Origin of the sequence: Pallidibacillus pasinlerensis (assembly GCF_009996845.1) — a bacterium.
GTDB classification, from domain to species: Bacteria; Bacillota; Bacilli; order Bacillales; family Caldibacillaceae; genus Pallidibacillus; species Pallidibacillus pasinlerensis.
This window is the reverse complement of sequence record NZ_JAACYS010000063.1, coordinates 1-19,866: the sequence shown is the minus strand read 5'-3', so window position 1 is coordinate 19,866 and position 19,866 is coordinate 1. Positions and strand designations below refer to the sequence as shown.

20 protein-coding genes, 1 other RNA gene, 1 pseudogene and 1 riboswitch are annotated in these 19,866 nt (G+C 35.9%); of the genes and pseudogenes, 5 read left to right on the top strand and 17 right to left on the bottom strand.

Annotated elements, in window-relative coordinates:
- Positions 1 to 137 precede the first annotated feature (137 nt).
- Positions 138 to 240: riboswitch (SAM riboswitch) on the top strand.
- 166 nt (positions 241 to 406) lie between these two features.
- Positions 407 to 1,507: a methionine biosynthesis PLP-dependent protein gene (locus GW534_RS12405; RefSeq protein WP_161921335.1), complete on the top strand. Its 1,101-nt coding sequence runs from the start codon at positions 407 to 409 to the stop codon at positions 1,505 to 1,507.
- 36 nt (positions 1,508 to 1,543) lie between these two features.
- Positions 1,544 to 2,653 carry a 5-methyltetrahydropteroyltriglutamate--homocysteine S-methyltransferase gene (locus GW534_RS12400; RefSeq protein ID WP_407670475.1) on the top strand — a complete coding sequence of 370 codons (1,110 nt, stop codon included), beginning with the start codon at positions 1,544 to 1,546 and terminating at the stop codon, positions 2,651 to 2,653.
- A gap of 61 nt (positions 2,654 to 2,714) precedes the next feature.
- Here GW534_RS12400 and GW534_RS12395 read toward each other — a convergent pair.
- Positions 2,715 to 3,095, bottom strand: a pseudogene (locus GW534_RS12395) (group II intron maturase-specific domain-containing protein); the annotation flags it as partial.
- Between GW534_RS12395 and GW534_RS12390 the strand changes: the two are divergent.
- Positions 3,061 to 3,822 (top strand): TaqI-like C-terminal specificity domain-containing protein, encoded by a 762-nt coding sequence (locus tag GW534_RS12390; RefSeq protein WP_161921333.1) that lies wholly within the window; start codon positions 3,061 to 3,063, stop codon positions 3,820 to 3,822. The pseudogene GW534_RS12395 and the gene GW534_RS12390 overlap by 35 nt on opposite strands.
- Positions 3,815 to 4,027 (top strand): YdbC family protein, encoded by a 213-nt coding sequence (locus GW534_RS12385; protein ID WP_161921332.1) that lies wholly within the window; start codon positions 3,815 to 3,817, stop codon positions 4,025 to 4,027. Before GW534_RS12390 ends, GW534_RS12385 begins: the two co-directional genes overlap by 8 nt.
- A 193-nt stretch (positions 4,028 to 4,220) precedes the next feature.
- Here GW534_RS12385 and ssrA read toward each other — a convergent pair.
- The 7 genes from ssrA to GW534_RS12350 all read right to left on the bottom strand — a co-directional run bounded on the left by ssrA (position 4,221) and on the right by GW534_RS12350 (position 11,563).
- Positions 4,221 to 4,582: a transfer-messenger RNA gene (ssrA, locus tag GW534_RS12380) on the bottom strand.
- Positions 4,583 to 4,725: 143 nt separating this feature from the next.
- Positions 4,726 to 5,190 carry an SsrA-binding protein SmpB gene (gene smpB, locus GW534_RS12375; protein WP_161921331.1) on the bottom strand — a complete coding sequence of 155 codons (465 nt, stop codon included), beginning with the start codon at positions 5,188 to 5,190 and terminating at the stop codon, positions 4,726 to 4,728.
- A 152-nt stretch (positions 5,191 to 5,342) separates the two neighbouring features.
- Positions 5,343 to 7,652, bottom strand: a complete 2,310-nt coding sequence (gene rnr, locus GW534_RS12370; RefSeq protein ID WP_161921330.1) for a ribonuclease R — start codon at positions 7,650 to 7,652, stop codon at positions 5,343 to 5,345.
- 43 nt (positions 7,653 to 7,695) lie between these two features.
- Entirely contained in the window at positions 7,696 to 8,445 is a 750-nt protein-coding gene (locus GW534_RS12365; RefSeq protein ID WP_161921329.1) for an alpha/beta hydrolase, read from the bottom strand.
- A gap of 223 nt (positions 8,446 to 8,668) precedes the next feature.
- Complete coding sequence (gene secG / locus GW534_RS12360; protein WP_161921328.1) at positions 8,669 to 8,899, bottom strand: preprotein translocase subunit SecG; 231 nt, start codon at positions 8,897 to 8,899, stop codon at positions 8,669 to 8,671.
- A 148-nt stretch (positions 8,900 to 9,047) separates the two neighbouring features.
- The gene (locus tag GW534_RS12355) at positions 9,048 to 10,652 is read right to left on the bottom strand and encodes an ABC transporter permease (protein WP_161921327.1); all 1,605 of its coding nucleotides are present in this window, start codon (positions 10,650 to 10,652) and stop codon (positions 9,048 to 9,050) included.
- Positions 10,652 to 11,563 carry an ABC transporter ATP-binding protein gene (locus GW534_RS12350; protein WP_161921326.1) on the bottom strand — a complete coding sequence of 304 codons (912 nt, stop codon included), beginning with the start codon at positions 11,561 to 11,563 and terminating at the stop codon, positions 10,652 to 10,654. Before GW534_RS12350 ends, GW534_RS12355 begins: the two co-directional genes overlap by 1 nt.
- A 207-nt stretch (positions 11,564 to 11,770) precedes the next feature.
- Here GW534_RS12350 and GW534_RS12345 point away from each other — a divergent pair, with 207 nt between their 5' ends.
- On the top strand, positions 11,771 to 12,355 hold the full coding sequence (locus GW534_RS12345) for a TetR/AcrR family transcriptional regulator (protein ID WP_312854667.1): 585 nt from the start codon (positions 11,771 to 11,773) through the stop codon (positions 12,353 to 12,355).
- A gap of 93 nt (positions 12,356 to 12,448) precedes the next feature.
- Here the strand turns inward: GW534_RS12345 and GW534_RS12340 are convergent, their stop codons facing one another.
- The 9 genes from GW534_RS12340 to GW534_RS12300 all read right to left on the bottom strand — a co-directional run.
- On the bottom strand, positions 12,449 to 12,910 hold the full coding sequence (locus GW534_RS12340; RefSeq protein WP_161921337.1) for an NUDIX hydrolase: 462 nt from the start codon (positions 12,908 to 12,910) through the stop codon (positions 12,449 to 12,451).
- An 11-nt stretch (positions 12,911 to 12,921) separates the two neighbouring features.
- Positions 12,922 to 14,193 carry a S41 family peptidase gene (locus GW534_RS12335; protein ID WP_161921325.1) on the bottom strand — a complete coding sequence of 424 codons (1,272 nt, stop codon included), beginning with the start codon at positions 14,191 to 14,193 and terminating at the stop codon, positions 12,922 to 12,924.
- Positions 14,194 to 14,354: 161 nt separating this feature from the next.
- A complete protein-coding gene (locus GW534_RS12330) occupies positions 14,355 to 15,245 on the bottom strand; it encodes a metal ABC transporter permease (protein WP_161921324.1) in 891 nt (296 codons plus the stop codon).
- Positions 15,242 to 16,168, bottom strand: coding sequence for a metal ABC transporter permease (locus GW534_RS12325; protein ID WP_161921323.1), 927 nt, complete (start codon positions 16,166 to 16,168; stop codon positions 15,242 to 15,244). The genes GW534_RS12330 and GW534_RS12325 overlap by 4 nt, the downstream gene beginning before the upstream one ends.
- Entirely contained in the window at positions 16,146 to 16,907 is a 762-nt protein-coding gene (locus tag GW534_RS12320) for a metal ABC transporter ATP-binding protein (RefSeq protein WP_161921322.1), read from the bottom strand. Before GW534_RS12320 ends, GW534_RS12325 begins: the two co-directional genes overlap by 23 nt.
- Entirely contained in the window at positions 16,907 to 17,851 is a 945-nt protein-coding gene (locus GW534_RS12315) for a metal ABC transporter solute-binding protein, Zn/Mn family (RefSeq protein WP_161921321.1), read from the bottom strand. The genes GW534_RS12320 and GW534_RS12315 overlap by 1 nt, the downstream gene beginning before the upstream one ends.
- Before the next feature lie 198 nt (positions 17,852 to 18,049).
- Positions 18,050 to 18,547 (bottom strand): Ger(x)C family spore germination C-terminal domain-containing protein, encoded by a 498-nt coding sequence (locus GW534_RS12310; RefSeq protein ID WP_161921336.1) that lies wholly within the window; start codon positions 18,545 to 18,547, stop codon positions 18,050 to 18,052.
- Positions 18,548 to 18,568: 21 nt separating this feature from the next.
- Positions 18,569 to 19,132 (bottom strand): Ger(x)C family spore germination protein, encoded by a 564-nt coding sequence (locus GW534_RS12305; protein WP_161921320.1) that lies wholly within the window; start codon positions 19,130 to 19,132, stop codon positions 18,569 to 18,571.
- Positions 19,125 to 19,866, bottom strand: a 742-nt coding sequence (locus tag GW534_RS12300; protein WP_161921319.1) for a GerAB/ArcD/ProY family transporter, incomplete at its 5' end; no start/stop codon positions are given. The genes GW534_RS12300 and GW534_RS12305, both read right to left, overlap by 8 nt.

Here is a 19,866-nt window from a genome sequence, read left to right as displayed (position 1 = left end):
GTTCATTATGTATATTTCATATGGTTTCAATATATCATACTTTTGAATGAACTATAAATTAATTTGAAAAATTAAATTCTGTCTTGACATTTAGTTTTTTATTCAGTAATATTGCTATTAACAATTTCATAGCAACATTCTTATCAAGAGAGATGGAGGGACTGGCCCTATGAAATCTCGGCAACAGGCTAATTATTTAGTACTGTGCCAATTCCAGAAGCGTAATGCTGAAGATAAGAAGATACTAAAATCTACGGACTAATAGTCTCTTCTTATATTCAGGAAGAGACTTTTTTTATTTCCTAAAATATCTTTAGCATACGTTCGGTAAAAAACTTAACGGGAGGGGATAAGCTGTCGAAAATGTTTCTATTAAGCATTCGTCAAAAAGGAGCGGTGACCTTACATGCAAGAAATAGAGACAAAATTAGTGCAATTAGGTAATAAGAGTGATCAAAAAACAGGAGCCATTAATCCACCGATCTATTTATCAACAGCATATGAACATCAAGGTCTGGGTTTATCGACTGGTTATGATTATACCCGTACTAAGAATCCAACACATACCATTCTTGAAGAAGGCATTGCAAGATTAGAAAATGGTGATCAAGGATTCGCTTGTAGCTCTGGTATGGCGGCTATTCAATTAGTCTTGTCATTATTTGAATCTGGTGATGAGATGATTGCATCTGATGACATCTATGGTGGTACATATCGCTTACTTAAGCAGTATGAAGATGCATATCAAATTAAAACCATTTATTCAGCCTTTGATCATCCTGAGGAAATAGAAAAACACATTACCAATAAAACGAAAGCGCTATTTATTGAAACACCGACAAACCCTTTAATGAAAACCATTGACATTGAACGGTTTGCTCAATTAGCAAACCAGTATCAATTATTACTGATTGTTGATAATACCTTTTTAACACCCTATTTCCAAAGACCTTTAGAATGTGGTGCTCATATCGTCATCCATAGTGCTACTAAATATATCGGGGGTCATAATGATGTTCTAGCGGGGCTAGTTGTCGCCAAAGGTGAAGAGATTTGCACCAAGTTAGCTTACCATCATAACAGTTCCGGAGCTGTCCTTTCACCGATTGATTCTTGGCTCTTGATCAGAGGTTTAAAAACATTGCATTTACGTATGAAACAACATGATGACAACGCCAAAAAAATGGTTGATTTTTTAAAAAACAGTTCTGTCGTTGCTGAAGTTTTGTACCCAGGTCTAGGTGGAATGCTATCATTTCGACTAAAAGAGGAGAAATGGATCGCGCCATTTCTAGAAAAGATTCAATTAATTACATTTGCTGAAAGTCTTGGTGGCGTTGAGAGTTTTATCACATATCCAGCGACCCAAACACATGCAGATATTCCAGAAGAAGAACGTATCAAACGTGGAATCTGTAACCGATTATTAAGATTCTCTGTCGGCATAGAACATGCTGACGATTTAATTACCGATTTAGAAAAAGCATTTATTCAATTACAATATTAATCTAACTAAACTTATCAATTTATAGGGAGATGATTGATGATGACATTAATTAAAACAAACGCACCTTTTAGAGCTGATCATGTTGGAAGTTTACTACGTCCTGAACGTATTCATAAAGCAAGAAGAGATTTTCAAGAAGGCGTGATCACAGCCGAACAATTATATGACATTGAAACAGAAGAAATCACAAGAATCGTTGATAAACAAATTGAAGTTGGTTTACAAGCTGTAACAGACGGTGAATTTAGAAGAAGATTCTGGCACACAGATTTCCTTGAACATTTAAATGGTATCGAAGGATACATCCCTGAAAAGGGTTATATTTTCCATGGCAATCAAGAAACTGAAAGATATAATGTACGCAATATCGGTAAAATTTCATTTAACCCAGATCATCCACATGTACGAGATGTTAAACTGTTTAATGAAATCGTTGGTGGTCGTGCGATAGCAAAACAAACCATCCCAAGCCCAAACCAATTGTTTAATGAAGGTATCCGTGATGCTACCATTTATCCTGATATTGAAGATTATGCAAATGACATTATTCAAGCCTATCGTGATGCGATTAAAGCTTTCTATGATGCAGGTGTTCGCTACTTACAATTAGATGATGTGTATATTGCTGGATTAGCGGCATCTAATATTCCGTTTAATGATGGAGAATTTTCAAGAGAAGAACTCATAGATCTAGCATTACGAGTGGTTAACGGTGTTCTCGAAGATAAACCTGAAGATCTTTATGTGACGACTCATTTATGTCGTGGTAACTATCAATCAAACTGGGCATTTGAAGGTAGCTATGATCCGATCGCTGAAAAATTACTTGCTAAAGAAAAAGTAGACGGATTCTTCTTAGAATATGATGATGAGCGTTCAGGAGGTTTTGAGCCTTTACGTTATATTCCTAAAGGCGGTCCTAAAGTCGTCTTAGGTTTAGTGACTTCTAAGCGTGGTGAATTAGAAGACCGCGATCTCATTCTTAGAAGAATTGAGGAAGCTTCTAAATATTTACCATTAGAACAGTTATGCCTGAGCCCACAATGTGGATTTGCATCAACACATCATGGAAATAAATTAACTGAAGAAGAACAATGGAATAAATTACGCTTTATTGTAGACATTTCTAAAGAAGTTTGGGGATAATCGAGTAGGAGGGAGCGATTAACTCCCGTCCTCTCACACCACCGTACGTACGGTTCCGTATTCTACGAATCCATTTATCTAATTCAAGGAATATAGATTTGGTGTCTGCTAACACAAAATATCCACACCATCCCATTAGATATTGATTCAGTTTCTGAATGTGATATCCCATCGGGTAGGGCATCTTGCGTGATGTGATTTCACGAACTTTATTCTTTATTCGTTTAAGGCTTTCTTTTGCAATACGAACCTTTGGCTCTTTATGATAGGTAAAGCTAAATCCTAGAAACTTACGTTTCCATGGTCGGTCGACCGCTGATTTCTTTTCATTTACTTTCAGTCGTAGTTTTCCTTCAATAAATCGCTGGATACTTGCCATTGTGCGAAGTCCTGCTCGTTTAATTTTCATGACATTCATTGAATCAATGACTTTCCTTAAAAAATATGTACAGTTTAGTGTTGACATTCCAGTAACAGGAAATAATGATGTATTTATTTTGGATAAAAATTTTATATTAGAAAATAATATTAATTTTAAATTTCTAGTAGAAGTATATAAAGGAAAAGATATTAGAAATGGAGAACTGATTGAAAATGATAATTATTTATTTTACCCATATTTAGTAGACAAAAAAGGAAAAAATATTTTAATTAGTGAAAGTGAGATAAAAGGGAAAAATCCAAATCTTTATGAATATTTATTATCAAAAAAAGATTTGCTTCTTAGCAGAGGCTATTTTGTGAAAAGTAACAAACAATGGTATGAATTATGGAATCCAAGAAAAAGAACACATTTTGAAAATAGAAAATTCGTATTTTCAGAAGTAAATGATCATAATGATTTTGTTCTTGTTGATGAATGTTTTTATACCGATAGTGCTTGTGGTATGGAAATAAAGGATGAGTTCAAAAAATTCGAATCCTTTTTACTAAAATATTTAAACTCTACTATAATTACATCAATTTATAGAAAAATTTCAGTTCCTAAAGCAAATGGATATTTAATTTATAAAAATGCATTTTTAAAAGACTTACCTATTATATTATTGGATGACTTCGCAAATATAAATTTTGATTTAATTGATATTGATGATTTTTTAGGCGATATTTTTAAATTAAATGAACAAGAAAAAACAATATTATTAGAAGAGGGAACTAAAAATGACTGAAATAAAATATGAAATTATTGAGCAAATTGCTATTTTATCTAAAACAACTAAAGGGCAAAAGGAATTTAACCTTATTAGTTGGAACGGTCGATCTCCAAAATATGATATTAGGGATTGGGCGCCAAATCGCGAAAAAATGGGGAAAGGTATTACTTTAAATGAAGAAGAAATTGGTAAATTAAAAGAAGCACTAGAAAAATTATGATACAAATTTCTAACTAAATTCAAAAATTCCTAATGCCATTTGGTCTTAAGGCTCTCATTATTATATAGTGAATTTTATCTTGAAACCATTTGGAACCAAATAATTTCCTAAAATAAAAAGAACCATAAAGTTTCCAAACGGAAATTTTATGGTTCCTGTCACAACTTTTAAGGGTATTCCACCAAATTATGTATGGTGGAGACGGTGGGAATCGAACCCACGTCCAGAGGTATCGCCACTTAAGCGTCTACGAGCGTAGTCGATATATTGCAATTTCGCAAGTCCACTCGGCCTATCGACAGGCTTTGTGAACGCTAGTCTGATTAGTCTCTTCCTTCGCCCTCAGACGGCGGGCAACCGGCGTATCCCGCTAAGATGAACCCCTGACCCTACCACACGGGCGATGGAGGGAGGAGCCGCTTAAGGCCTATTAGGCAGCTAAAGCGTAAGATTGATTAGATTTGCCAGTTATTATTGGCGTGGCGTTTTGACGAGTTCGCCGACTCGGCTCGCAGCCTAAGCTCGATCTACCCCTGTCGAATCCGTAACGTCCCCATTATAATATAATAGGTAGTTCAGGATAGATTTATTAGCTTAACTGCTATTTAGTTTTTATGTCACTTCCTCAGCGACAACTTTATTATAGCAACATTTTATACAAAATGACAAGTGGTATGATTTGGTTTGATTTACAATCTTTATCTTTGCCTTTCTTTAAAGGCACGTTCAATTTCACGTTTTGCCTCTTTTTTCTTAAGATCTTCACGTTTATCGTATTTCTTTTTACCTTTTGCTAAAGCTATTTCTACTTTTGCATAGCCATCTTTAAGATAAATTTTTGTCGGAATTAATGAATATCCCGCTTCCTTCGTTTCACCCAATAACTTATCAATTTCACGACGATGTAGTAACAACTTACGTGGGCGTAACGGATCATGATTATACCGGTTTCCTTGCTCATAAGGGCTTATATGAACGTTATACATAAACACTTCACCCTTCTCAATACGAGCAAAGGCATCCCGTAAATTGACACGACCAGCACGAATTGATTTTATTTCTGTACCTTGTAAAACAATTCCTGCTTCATACGTATCCTCGATAAAATAATCATGGTAAGCTTTTTTATTTTGTGCGATTGTTTTACCTCTTCCTTTTGGCATGGAATTCCCCCCTAGTAAACATTAATTTTAACAAAAAATTGGTATCATTACAACGTGACCAACAATCTACCTTTGAACATTTTTTAAACTAAAACTTTATTTGTAAAAAATCAAAAGAAGTAGAAAAGCCTCTATAACAGAGGCTAAAAAAATCATTTTCTCTTCGATTTCCGCACCGTTTTCGGTACATTTTCGTAAAATTTCTTTTTCCGTCTTGGCTTTCTTCCTTCACTATTTTCACCGTTTGCGTTTTCCTTTGCTTTTCCTTTTTTATCAGGATTAGCATGGACAACTCGCGGTTGATCTTCCCGCTCCCGTTTCCGTTTTTCCTTCATCCCGACAATTTCGAAATCAATAGAACGTTCTTCTTTATTTACGCCAATGACACGCACTGTAATTTCATCACCAATACGGAACACATTTCCTGTTCGTTCACCAATCATCGCATATTGACGCTCATCATAATGGTAATAGTCATCCGTTAAATAACTAACATGGACTAAACCTTCAATAGTATTTGGTAATTCAACGAAAATCCCAAAGTTCGTAACGGAACTTATAATCCCATCGAATTCTTCACCAATTTTATCTTCCATATACTCGGTTTTCTTCAGTTCATCTGTTTCTCGTTCCGCATCAACGGCACGACGTTCCATTTTTGATGTATGATAAGCAATATCAGGTAATAGCGCACTCCATTTTGCTTGAGTTTGTGGATCGATTTCACCCTTAATAATATATGTCCGAATTAAACGATGAACAACTAAGTCTGGATAACGTCTAATTGGCGAAGTAAAATGCGTATAATAGTCGGTTGCCAAACCAAAGTGACCCATATTTTCATCAAAATATTTTGCCTGCTGCATTGAACGAAGCATAACGGTATTTACAACCATTTCTTCCGGTTTACCTTGAACTGCTTCGATAATTTCTTGTAATGCCCGTGGATGAACTGTATTTGCCTTTCCACGCACAATTAAACCGAAATTCGTAATAAATTCAAAGAAACGTTGGAGCTTATCCTCTTTCGGATTTTCGTGAATACGGTAAATAAACGGCAACTCTAACCAATGGAAATGTTCGGCTACAGTTTCATTAGCTGCTAACATAAATTCTTCTATTAAACGTTCTGCCACTGATCGTTCACGAATAACAACATCCGTTGGGTGACCATCTTCATCAACTAACACTTTTGCTTCTTTAAAATCAAAATCAATTGCGCCACGTTTCATACGCTTTTTCCGTAAAATCGCCGCTAATTCTTCCATCGCTTCAAACATCGGCACAAGTTCACGGTATTTTTCGCGAAGCTCTTCGTCTTTATCCACTAAAATTTTATTTACATCGGAATACGTCATACGCTCCGTCGTTTTAATGACACTTTCAAAAATTTCGTGGCTTACAACGACACCGCGGTCGTTAATTTCCATTTCACAAGTTAAAGTTAAACGGTCTACCTTCGGATTTAACGAACAAATTCCATTTGATAGCCTATGAGGTATCATTGGAATCACACGGTCCACTAAATAAACACTCGTTCCTCGCTCATAAGCTTCTTTATCGATTGGGCTATTTTCAGTCACATAATAGCTTACATCGGCAATCGATACACCTAATTTAAAGTTTCCGTTATCTAATCGGGTAACGGTAACCGCATCATCCAAGTCCTTCGCATCCGCTCCGTCAATCGTTACATATACTTCATTGCGTAAATCACGTCGACCTTTCATTTCCTCTTCAGAAATTTCATCAGGCACTGACTGTGCATGTCCCATCACTTCTTCAGGAAATTCAATTGGCAGACCATGTTTATAAATAATAGATAATATATCCACGCCGGGATCGTTTCGGTGACCGAGAATTTGCACAACTTCACCTTCTGCACTCATCCGACCTTCTGGATAAACCGTTATTTTAACAACAACTTTATGGCCTTCCACTGCACCCATCGAAGCATTTTTCGGAATAAAAATATCTCCGTTAAACTTTTTATCATCTGGGATAACAAATCCGAAGCTGGCACTTTCTGTATAAGTACCGACGATTTGTTTAACCCCACGCTCTAAAATTCGAACGATCGTCCCTTCTCGACGAGCACCGGAACTTTCCTTTGTTATTTTTGCTAAAACAATATCTCCGTTTAAGGCGTTATTCGTCTCACCCGGTGGGATAAAAATATCATCTAAACCTGGTTCTTCTGGTACAACGAAGGCAAATCCTTTCGCATGTCCGGAAAGACGTCCACGTACTAAACTCATTTTTTCAGGTAAACCGTAACGATTACTTCTCGTCCGGACTACTAACCCTTTTTCTTCCATATAAACAAGGGTTTTTACAAAATCTTTAAATTGATTGGAATCCTCGATTCCCATCGCTTCTTCAAGTTCACTTACAGTAAGAGGTTTGTAAGCTTCTTCCTTCATATAATCTAACAGCTTTTCAACTAATTGTTGCTGTTCCATAAAACCCCTCCTTTCTATTTCCATCCTAAATCTATTATTCCCCTTATTCTTTCCAATTTAAGCTATTTAAAAACGCTAATACGTCTTTATGTAATTCGTCTTTTTCTTTATCCATCGTAATGACATGGTGTGACTCTTCATACCATTTTATCTGTTTTTCTGTTGATTCTACATTATTGTAAATAATATTGGCACTTTCGATATTTACCATTTCATCTTTTCTCGCTTGCACAACAAAAATTGGCGCATATATCATATCAATATTGTTTCTTACTTCATCTAATAACTTTTGATTATGTGCTAAAAGATCTTTTAAATCTGCTGAGTCAAATTCATCCATTTCTTTTTCAATTTGTTCCAGTGATTTTCCTTCTTTTTTCTTATAATCCCTGGCAAAAGCTAATACACCTTTGTATAAAGCATCATCTGATTTCAAATGCATTGGAGCACACATCGGTACAATTCCTTTAACTGGAACAGAATAACCTAACTTTAGTGAAAAAACACCACCTAAAGAAAGGCCCGCAACCGCAATTTCATCATGTCCCATCTCTTTTAACTCTTGATACGCTTTTTGCACATCTTCCCACCAATCATCAGGGCGATATTTCAATAATTCCTCCGGTTCTAAACCATGACCACGATAAATTGGTGCATGACATGTATAACCTTCTTTTTCTAAAAATCGCCCAAGCATGCGTACATCCGCACTATTTCCTGTGAATCCATGCAGTAATAATACCGCACGTTTCCCTCTTTTAAAGGTAAACGGTTTTGGTGGCGTAATTTTCATTCCTATCTTCCTCTCTCAACGTACAATTAGTTGTATTTTTTACATATTACTTAAATATACCCTTATTTCAGCTTACAAAAACAGCAGTGAGTTGTAAAATTTTAACATTTTACCGCAATACTATTGTTGACAAGTGCACAATCTTTTTGCAACAAAAAAGTATCATATTATACAATTAAGTGAAAAAGAAAAAACCTGACCATATGTGGCCAGGATCTTCTTTTTAAACAAAGTATGCCAATAATATTGTTAAAATAAAGAATACACTTGCTAAAACTACCGTAGTACGTTCAAGAATTGCATCAATTCCACGTGCTTTTTGTTTGCCGAATAGTTGCTCCGCTCCACCAGCGATAGAACCGGATAATCCCGCGCTTTTACCTGACTGAAGTAATACAACTGCTACAAGTGCAAGACAATCTATAATTAGTAATACAGTCAACAGTGTTTGCAAAACCTTAACCTCCCATACGGTCTACATCTACATATAGTTAAATTTAACATAAAAAAATTGGAAAGACAATCTGTTTTCACTTAAAACTAATTCTATATTGGGCAAACGAATAGAAATAGTCACCCGAACGGATGACTATCTTAAAACATTATCCAACTATATCGCGATTTCGATATGCAATAAGTCCGAACACATTTACAAGGAGCGCTAAGCCAAATAGAGTGCCCATTGTCAGCCAATTTACCTCTTCCCCTGGTATGAGTGGGATATGATTGTAAACAGAAATATTGTTCATCCAATCCGGTAGTTTTAGCAAATCTCCTAAATAAACAACAATTAAACAAAAGGCAAAATACAACCAGACGATTCCTGTCAGTTTTGGCTTGAAGCCAACGAAAAAGACGGTAATCCCCATCACGAACCACATCGCAGGTAAATAGACGAGGGCTGATGAGAATGTCGAATCAATTGCGAGGGCATTTTCCATAACCGACTGTCCCGCTATCCAAAGTCCAAAGGCAATTAGCAATTGGAAAAATATACTTGATAACACAGAAAGCAAAATATAGCCACCATAATATTTTTTTCTTGATACAGGCCGACTATAAACTAATTCTGTTCGATTTTGTCTTTCTTCACTTTTTATTTTTAAAGCAATGGTAATAACCGGGATGACACTAATTAGGGACATGATTGCAATTATTAAAGAAACGAACTGATCAGCCATCGTTGTTCCTGGCATACTTTGTAAATACACTTGTAAAATTTCCATATCTGCAAAATATGTTTCTAATTCGCCAAGAATCGCACCAAAGGCAGCACTTAATAAAAATAAAATGCTTCCCCATGAATAAATCGTGATTTTTTCTAATCGAAATGCAAGGCCTAACGGAGATAAAAGTGTTCTTGATGCGTTGGCTCGCCCTTTTCGCTCAGGTATAAAACCTGCTCCCATATCACGAATATTGTTTAAGTAAAACGTTATAACTGTTAAAACAACGAATAATACAATGGAAAGGATGACTGGCCACCAATGATTATCCGCAAATACTTCTGTGCGAACTACCCATCCTAATGGTGAAATATAGGCTAAACCTTCAATAGATGTATCACCAAAGGCACGAATTAAATAAGCAGCAATTAATACTCCAAAGGTTAACCCTATTGTCCCCCTCGATGTTTCAGCTAATTGGGCAAAAAGGGCAGTAAAACTAGCAAACATTAATCCAGCAACTGCTAAAATTCCTCCATATAACAATGCACCTTCTAAATTCATACCGTTAAGATTCATACCATATAAACCAAAACCAACAAATATGAACAGTAAAGTATTAATGATTAGTGCCAGATTGAAGCTTGCCGTTAAATATGATAAACGTCCGACTGGTAATGAGCGTACAAGCTCCATTTGTCCCTCTTCTTCATCCGCTCTTGTAGAACGACCAATAAGTAAAATATTCATCACTGCGACAGCTATAATCGTAAATAATAACATTTCATTCGCAAAAATCGTCGCCGTATTATGCTGTTCCAACTCATATCCAGGACCAATCATTGCTTCCATTGCCGGATTATCCATTGTTAGCGCAAAGGCCATCACATCTTCTTCCGTTTGATATACTTCTGGATACGTCGCTGCTGTACCAAGAGTAATTCCTACTAAACAAAGAAGCCAAATCAATATTTTCAACCGGTTTTGACGAAGCATTAGTTTCGTAAGAGCTCCTGTTCCTTTAAAGGATTGTGCAAACATTAGCGAGCACCTCCGCCTTGATTCAAGTCAGCTGTCCCTTCATAATGTCGCATAAACAAATCTTCCAATGTCGGTGGTGCACTTTCTAGCTTAATAATTCCAAATGAAGAGATGTGACGAATTACAGTATCCAGCTGATCCGTATCAACATGAAATGAGATGTCCCCATTTTCCTTTTCGATATTATGAACACCAGGTAATTTTTCTAATTCAGTGATTGGTTCTTTCGTTTGAACCGTCATTTTATTTCTCGTTAAATGACGCATTTCCTGTAATGAGCCGTCATCGATAATTTTTCCCTGTCTAATAATCGCTACTTTATCACAAAGCTTTTCTACTTCCGATAAAATATGGCTGGATAGGAAAACTGTTTTCCCTTCATTTTTAACTTCACGTACACTTTCTTGGAAAATATGTTCCATTAACGGATCGAGACCAGATGTCGGTTCGTCTAAAATATATAAATCGGCATCTGAAGCAAAGGCTGCAACAAGGGCAACTTTTTGTCGATTTCCTTTCGAGTAAGAGCGACATTTTTTCGTTGGGTCAAGTTTGAATCGTTCGATGAGTTCATCCCGACGAGCTTTATTAATTTCTCCTTTCATTTTTAAGAATAGATCAATTACCTCGCCTCCGGTTAAGTTTGGCCAAAGGTTTACATCCCCCGGTACATAAGCAATCCGTTTATGGATGTCCACCGCATCTTTCCATACGTCTTTACCAAATATTTGTGCTTCACCGGAAGTTGCTTTTAACATACCTAAAAGAGTGCGGATTGTGGTTGACTTCCCCGCTCCGTTTGGCCCAATAAAGCCATAAACTTCCCCTTCACCAACTGTAATATTCACCCCATCTAAGGCGGTGAAATTTCCAAATCTTTTCGTTAGATTAATCGTTTTTATTACTGCCACACCGTTCCTCTCCTTTCAGTGTATAGTATCGTCTTTATCATTTTTAAACGAAATTTGAACGTGTTCTTAAGGTCTTCCAAAAAAGTTTTGAAATATTTACCCTTATATATTTCATAATATACTTAAATTTAGTCGCTGACAATATAATTATGAAATTTTTTTATTGTTTTATTTCATAAATTTCATTAAACTATTGGTGAGGTGAACATGATGGACGGTTTTCAACGACGGAGAGAATTGAAGAAAAAAGGGATATTAGAAGCAGCTTTGGAGCTTTTTATGGAGCATGGAGTCCAAAAAGTTTCCATATCTGAAATTGCTAAAAAAGCGGATGTTTCACAAGTGACGATTTATAATTATTTTGGTAGTAAAGATCAGTTAGCATACGATACAGTCATGTATTACACTGAAAATGTTTGGCATGCTCAAAAGCAAATATTAATAAACCCTTCAATTCCTTATACAGAAAAATTAAAAAGTATTATTTTTGATAAAAAACAAATTGCAACGAAAATAAATAACGAATTTCATGACTTTATTATGCAAATATACGCAACTGATGAAAACTTTAACCGATTGTACAACGAAGAATTAATTCCTCATACCCTCGCTTTATTTGAAGAAGGAAAAAAATTAGGTTACGTTGATAAAAATTTTTCGAATGAAGTTATTTTAATGTATTTACAAATGTTTAGAATTTTTTCCCAAAACACAAGCGCAGAACAAATATTACCTTATACAGAAGAGTTGATGAAGCTGTTTTTATATGGGTTATCGGGCGAAAAAAAATAGAGCTTCCATGAACGGTTGCTCTATTTTTAATTTACTATTCTATGACTGAGTCTATTTCATTCTTGAAATATTGTTCTATTAATTGAAAATAATTCACTGCCGTTGGGACCACTTCTTTTTTTTAACCATTTTTTCAAATGCTTCCCTCGTCACCCATTTAGCATCAATAACTTCATCATTTTGAAAAGTTAAATCTTCTATCGCAGCATTCGCCTGAAATAACCAATAGTCAAAGTGAGCTGGGGGATTTTCTCTCGTTTCTTGGAAAATAATTTTCCCATCAATTGAAGCTAAATCGAGACCAACTTCTTCCTTAACCTCGCGAAGTGCAGCTTGTAAACTATCTTCCCCTGCTAAAGCAGACCCTCCAGTACACTCCCAAAGATTTCCAAATACTTTATTCGGATGCCTTTTAGATAAGAGTATTTCTCCTTTATCATTTTGAACAATGATGTACACAAGTAAATGATAATATCCTTCAGGTAGTGGTTTCCCCCGCTCGTGCGTTTTATCAATCTTATTTCGATTCCGATCGAGAAGGTCCCATAATTCCAAAATCATCGCCTCTATTTCTCTGTTTTTGTAAATTGCTTTTCAGCCTCAAGTAAATCGATATCTTTTTCTAAATGCTCCGGTGTCCATGGGATATATACATCCGGATGAACAGCAACATCTAATAATGTTTTTCCTTCATCCATAGAATTTAGACGGGATGTCGGATAATATAGCTCAAATAAATCTTTCCATTCGGCACAAGTTAAATTTGCATAACCATTCATTCCGTATGTTGGTCGACCAATGAGTGTCACTTTATCAGAAAGTTTACATACATCGGCAAATATTTCACCGGAGCTGCCACAAAAGCGATCGATTAACACAACAACTTGTTTTGGAAAACTTTTCCCCTCAAAAACCTCTGGCTCATTCGGAAACAATTCCACAAATCCTTTTCCTTTATTTTTCTCGAATTGGTCTAAGTAATTTTGAATCGATTGTTTTGCCCTTTCATCCTCGATAGTTTCCATTTCTTTTGTAAAAAGAGCTTTTAACCGTTCATAATTATTCTCAGTACAATTAAATGTCATTGCGTATTTTTCACTTAAATCAATTTTCTTTTCACCTTCTGGGAATAAGTACGGAACTAATGGATGAAATGCAACATCACTTCCGCCATGATTTGTTCGGATATCAATAATCCAATTTTCATATTTTGTAAGTTCTTCTTCATGATTGTTTAATAGTTTAATAATCGCATCAGGATCATCAAAATCAGTAAACGTTAATAAAAGTGTTGTTTCATTATATTTTTCAATTTTATATGTAGGGGTGTAAGGCGCTTTTTCATATTTTTTTAATTCTAGGGATATAATCGTACCATCTTTTTTGCGGACTTCACATTGGTAATACTTTTTTAAAATCTCCCGCCAATCTTCCCGCTCCGCATCTTCCTCGACTAACTCACGACGATGCTTATTAATAAGGATGTCGATTGGAATATAGTCTAGGGAAATAATTTCATCACCGACGTTTAAACGTTCTTCTTTTGTGACGGCGGTTACATATAAACGATTTTCAAATCTTCTAACTGTAAAGCCAGTATCATACTCTTTATTCGTTTCAGTTGCTTTTAGTTTAAAATAAATATGTGGGTCTTTAAAATCGAGTAAATAGTCGTTCACAATTTCAGTAAATAAAGTTGGATTGAGCGCTTTTTCGCGTTCTAATCTTTTTATTTTTCTCTCATAATCTTTCGGATGATCCCATCCTTTTTTATCTAAAATGCCGGCATAATCATGATGCATAATATCTACAATTTCTCTAAAAATTTTTGAGTACATCACAATCACTCCATTTACATTTGTTGACAATTTAATATTATCATAATTTTAGAACGAGACGTTATTGGGACATGTCATTTTGCATAGATTTATAAACATTCTAAAACAATAATAACCCAGTGTTTATCAACTACACTGGGTTGCAAGTGACACACAATGATTTACTTTTCCTCCATAACTGAATATCCAGCTTTAGGCCTCCACAGCTTCGAAACTAACCCGTGTTTTGGTGAACAAATAAAACTCACTACAAAAACTAATCCCGTTGCAAAGGCCATTGATCCCGATATCGATGTATCAACCCAAGCAGCGATATAATATCCAACAATTGCAGATAAGACACCAAACCCACCGCTTAACAAAATCATGACTGATAATCGGTCCGTCCAAAGGTAAGCCGAAGCTGCCGGTGTAATAAGCATTGCTACAACCATAATTGCCCCCACCGCATCAAAGGATGCAACCGTTGTTACCGAGACAAAACCCATAAACAAATAATGCATAACAAGTACTGGGATTCCTAAACTTGCTGCTAACGCTGGATCAAAGGTTGTAATTTTCCATTCTTTATAAAAAACAACGATAAACACGATTACAATAACAAATACGAAGGCTAACAGTGCTGTTGCCCGGGGAACTTCACCGACAATCGGCAACGTGATGCGGTCCCAAGGAATAAACGTTATTTCTCCCATTAGTGCATGTTGTACATCTAGGTGAGCATTGCCAACTGAAGTCGAAATTAAGATAACACCTATAGCAAACAGAGTTGTAAACACAATCCCCATGGCTGCATGTTGTTGTAACCCTAATGAATGCAACCATTGCACGAACAAAGCCGTCAACAATCCAGCAATAATCGCGCCAATTAACATCGGTGTTCCAGATACTTGTTGTGTAATAATAAAGGCAAGCACAATACCTAATAGAACTGTATGGCTAATGGCATCCGCCATCATCGCCATCTTTCGTAAAATGAGAAACACACCGATAATACCACACGTTACCCCAACTAAGGAGGCAGTTAAAATAATCCATAAACTATATGTCATTTTTCTGCCTCCCTTGTCTTAAATTGAACAGGTATTCTTTGTTGCACATACATCCGCTGTTGTTTTTTATACTGCATATAGCGAATGAGTAGCCCCCGCTCTTTACCGATACATAACGAAATTAAAAACATGACTGCTGCCGTTACTACGATAAACGGTCCCGTCGGCCAGCCACTTCCTAATGCACTTATATACGTCCCCAATGCGCCAGAAACTCCACCAATAATTGCAGATAGTAAAACCATCACTTTAAACGAATGGGTCCAATAATGGGCACTAACGGCTGGAATAATCATAAGTGCGGCAATTAATATAACACCAACCGCTTGTATCCCAATGACGACGGTCGTAACTAAAAGTACCGTATATAAACCATTCATAAATGGTATGGAGATTCCTAAACCTTTTGCAAAATCCGGGTCAAATAAATAAATTTTCCACTCTTTAAACCCAATTACAACAATTAAAATGACTACGCAAGCTAATAAGAGCATCGTAAATACATCGGAGCGAATCATTGCAGCGGCCTGACCGAAGATGAAGTTATTTAAGCCACTTTGGTTACCACCAGCCGTTCGATTCACAATCGTTAATAACATAATTCCTAATCCGAAGAAAACGGATAAAATCATGCCCATTGCCGTATCTTCCGTAATTCTCGTTAACGATTGAATCGTTTGGATAAAAAAGGCTCCAATTAACGCACTAACAGCTGCACCAATAATTAATAAAAACAAGTCCTTCGTTTCAATAATCATATAAGCGATTACAACACCAGGTAAAGCAGCGTGAGCTAAAGAATCACTCATTAAACTTTGTTTTTTCCAATAAGCAAGGCAACCGATTGTCCCTGCAGCCACTCCTAAAATCATCGTACTAAACAGCACCCATTGCAAATTACTATTTGCGAGTAATGATAACATGACCATTCTCCTCTCGTAAGCCAAGAATACTGCCCCCGTACGTTTTTGCAATATTTTCCTTTGTAAAAATCTCCTCCGTTTTTCCATACGCCATAACGGTTCGGTTTAAAAATAATACATGATCAAAATAATCGGTTACCGTTTGTAAATCATGGTGAACTACTAAAACGGTTTTTCCTGCTTGCTTTAATTCTTTTAAAATCGTCATAATAGCCCGTTCTGTAGCCGCATCAACTCCAGCTAACGGTTCATCCATAAAATATAAATCTGCATCTTGTACTAATGCTCTCGCTAAAAACACCCGTTGTTGCTGACCACCGGATAATTGACTAATTTGCCGTTTTGCATAATCTGCCATCCCCACTTTTTCCAGAGCTTCCATCGCCTTTTGTTTATCACGATTTGTCGGCCATTTTAGCCAACCAATTTTTCCATACAATCCCATTAGCACAACATCTAAAGCATTCGTTGGAAAATCCCAATCAACGGACCCTCGCTGGGGCACGTAACCGATCCGTTTTTTTACCGCTTTTAAATCTGTTCCGAAAAATTTCACCGTTCCAGTTAATTTCGGATGTAAATTTAATACCGATTTAATTAAAGTTGATTTTCCTGCGCCGTTCGGACCGACAATACCAGTCAAGGTTCCTGCTTCAATCGAAAAATTCACATCATCTAAAACAGTATTTTTCCGATATGCAGCGGATAAGCCTTCAACTTGAAGTACACTATTTTCCACTATTCTTCACCTCCCATTAGTGCCTCATAAATCGTATTGACGTTATGCCGATACATCCCAATATATGTTCCTTCTTCCGTTTCTGCTTCACCCATCGCATCAGAAAATAGTTCCCCACCAAGAGCCAAGTCAATTCCTTTACTTTTCGCTCCTTCAATTACAGCATTTATCGAATCTTCACTAATACTACTTTCTACAAAAACTGCAGGAACTTGATACTCTGCAACGATATCAATCGTTTCCTGTATATCGGAAACTCCGATTTCACTATCTGTACTTAATCCCTGTAATCCGACTACTTTCATATCATATGCGTTACCAAAATAGCCGAAAGCATCATGTGCAGTCACTAGTATCCTTTTACTCTCTGGAATTTCAAGCAATTTCTCCGCTTCTTTTTTCAATTCATCTAGTTCAGCAAAATACGCCTGTTTGTTCTCTTCAAAAAACTCTGCTTCATCTGGAGCGTATTCCTTTAACTCCTCGACCGCCGCTTCAATGGCCTGTTTCCATAAATCAATATCAAACCAAAGATGTGGGTCAATATTGTTTTCTTCATCATACAAAAGAAGATTTTCAGGGATTGTTTCACCTACTGCTAAAACTGGTTTCGTTTTACCTATTTCATTAAAAATTTCAACCATATTTGCTTCTAAGTTTAATCCGTTATAAAAAATCAAATCTGCCTTTTCAATCGTTGTTATATCACTATGGGTCGCATTGTATAAATGTGGATCAACTGATGGCCCCATTAAACTTTCCACTTCAACACGGTCGCCACCAATTACCGATAATGGATCACCAATTTGGGCAATCGTTGTAACAATCTTGATTTTTCCTTCGTTCGAACTTGGTTGAATAGAACTGCTGTCACTACAAGAAGCTAAAAACAAACTAAATAATAAAAAGACTGTCAAAAAAGATTTCTTAATTAATTCCCCCATTTTCTTGCACTCCCCCTCAAAAGTTTCATTAGGTAAACTTTTATACTTACGTACAAGTTTAATGTCCAAATCCAACTTTGTCAATAACCTTTTTATTATATTTTCTTATTTTTGAGCGAAACAAAAAAGGACAACCCAGTTAATGGATTGTCTCGTCTCTCAAAAGTATTAGCCAACATACAGATTTTTTAGATGCTCTTACTCAATAATCCCAACTTCCTCTATTTCAACATTTGCCTTAACTTTAACTGTCAAGTCTTTATAACCACCATCGTGCCACTTTTCATAATCGAATTTACGGTCTTTTGATGTGATAAAACTCCCAAAACCAATTGGATCAATATCAAGTTCTTTAAATTTTTCAATTAACTTTAAACATTCTTCGTTAATTTCCTTTTCAAAGGCCTTTTCCAACATTTTAAAAGTCTCCGGTAAAATTTTTCCACCCGTATATTCATTTACAATACCCTTTAAATTTATTTCCACAATTACCTCATAGGGAGGCGTAGGCTTTGTTAATCGAAATTTATGTTTCGAATCAATACTTTGGATAGAGGCCATTTGACCATCAGCTTTCACATCTTGCCAGCCGTGACTATGTTTATCGACTAATAATTTAAAGAAAAAGGAATCGTTCATCGGGATTTGATGTACTATTTTTCCATAACTGAAAAAACCAACACCCTTTACATCAATTTCCTCTTTCCCTTCTTTTTTTTAAATTGGAACGTACGGTGTTTTACTGACACTTTCAAAGTCCGATGAAAAGCGATGGAAGTTCGTTTCTGGCAAGTTTCCATCTTCAACTCCCGTTTTTATAAGGTTTGAAATATAATAGGCATTTCCTCGAACACCATAATTACCGTCAAAAAAATCCTTTACTTCACCTTCAACAACTGCTATACGCATCGTTGTACCAACGGTTGGATCCCGTTGAAATGGGTCTATTAAATCTAAAATTCCTTCTTCTTTCGCTAATTTTTCACCAAATAATAAAACCTCCAAACTCCCTGTCGTAATGGGTGTCGGTAATGTTTGTTGCAATTCTTGTAAAATCGATTTCTTTATTTCTGCTTTCCCTGAAACAACATTATTTTCTGGTGGTCCATCCTTTTGATATACAGGTATAACAACCGTACCGATAATTTTCCCGTCGTCAGCTAAGTCAAAGCCAATACCATGTGCGATTGACAGTTCATCTAAAATTCTCGTCTCCACACACCCACTAAGAATAAATACAATTCCTATTACGATTACGAAAGAAACGATTCGGTTATGCACGTTTTTTCACCTTCCTAGCAATGAGGACGAGTATAAAAAGAATGGGTAAATATATATAAGTTAGATACAAACCCGCTTTTGCAGTTGTATCTATTAACATGTTAATTTGATTTCGGTTCGTAAATAAACTCATCGCAATTAGACAAAGACATGCAAAAATTGGTACTGTGACCTTTTGTCTTACGGAAAAACTTTGTTTAAATAAACGGCTAGAAATCCAGAGATAATAACAAACATTCGGCAAAATAATGATAAACCAAGCTGCGATTCCGATATATTCAAACCGTTCCACAAAAGGCATCTCAATAATTTTCCACATTTGTAAGCTTGCCCAAATTATTTTTTCTAGTCCTTTTTCCGGAAAATACATATACGTTAATATTGCTAAATATGTGTAAAAACATGTGGTAAATAGTAACCCATAAAACGCCCATTTTTTTGATTTTTTCGGTGCTTTTAAAAACGGGAAAATAAATAAGATTATTTCAAATCCTAAAAAAGAATAAGTCATCCGAACAACACCGTTGAAAATTTCACCTGGTGAATGACTTAAAATGGGGGATAAGTATAAAGGTTTTGCATAAGGAATTGTGTATAAAAATAATGGAATGATAAATAAAAGTATGAATAGGGAAAATACTGAAAAACCGACAATCGTCCGAAATCCTCCATAAATAATAAAAATGACTAAAAGAAAAAAAGCAAGACCAAACGAAAAAGTTTGTAGTTCCGGA

Excerpts from the sequence above, each read along its gene's own strand:
- GW534_RS12405 (WP_161921335.1), top strand. The coding sequence starts at position 407 with ATGCAAGAAATAGAGACAAAATTAGTGCAATTAGGTAATAAGAGTGAT.
- GW534_RS12400 (WP_407670475.1), top strand. The coding sequence starts at position 1,544 with ATGATGACATTAATTAAAACAAACGCACCTTTTAGAGCTGATCATGTT.
- GW534_RS12390 (WP_161921333.1), top strand. The coding sequence starts at position 3,061 with ATGACATTCATTGAATCAATGACTTTCCTTAAAAAATATGTACAGTTT.
- GW534_RS12385 (WP_161921332.1), top strand. The coding sequence starts at position 3,815 with ATGACTGAAATAAAATATGAAATTATTGAGCAAATTGCTATTTTATCT.
- smpB (WP_161921331.1), bottom strand. The coding sequence starts at position 5,190 with ATGCCAAAAGGAAGAGGTAAAACAATCGCACAAAATAAAAAAGCTTAC.
- rnr (WP_161921330.1), bottom strand. The coding sequence starts at position 7,652 with ATGGAACAGCAACAATTAGTTGAAAAGCTGTTAGATTATATGAAGGAA.
- GW534_RS12365 (WP_161921329.1), bottom strand. The coding sequence starts at position 8,445 with ATGAAAATTACGCCACCAAAACCGTTTACCTTTAAAAGAGGGAAACGT.
- GW534_RS12355 (WP_161921327.1), bottom strand. The coding sequence starts at position 10,652 with ATGTTTGCACAATCCTTTAAAGGAACAGGAGCTCTTACGAAACTAATG.
- GW534_RS12345 (WP_312854667.1), top strand. The coding sequence starts at position 11,771 with ATGATGGACGGTTTTCAACGACGGAGAGAATTGAAGAAAAAAGGGATA.
- GW534_RS12335 (WP_161921325.1), bottom strand. The coding sequence starts at position 14,193 with ATGTACTCAAAAATTTTTAGAGAAATTGTAGATATTATGCATCATGAT.
- GW534_RS12330 (WP_161921324.1), bottom strand. The coding sequence starts at position 15,245 with ATGACATATAGTTTATGGATTATTTTAACTGCCTCCTTAGTTGGGGTA.
- GW534_RS12325 (WP_161921323.1), bottom strand. The coding sequence starts at position 16,168 with ATGTTATCATTACTCGCAAATAGTAATTTGCAATGGGTGCTGTTTAGT.
- GW534_RS12315 (WP_161921321.1), bottom strand. The coding sequence starts at position 17,851 with ATGGGGGAATTAATTAAGAAATCTTTTTTGACAGTCTTTTTATTATTT.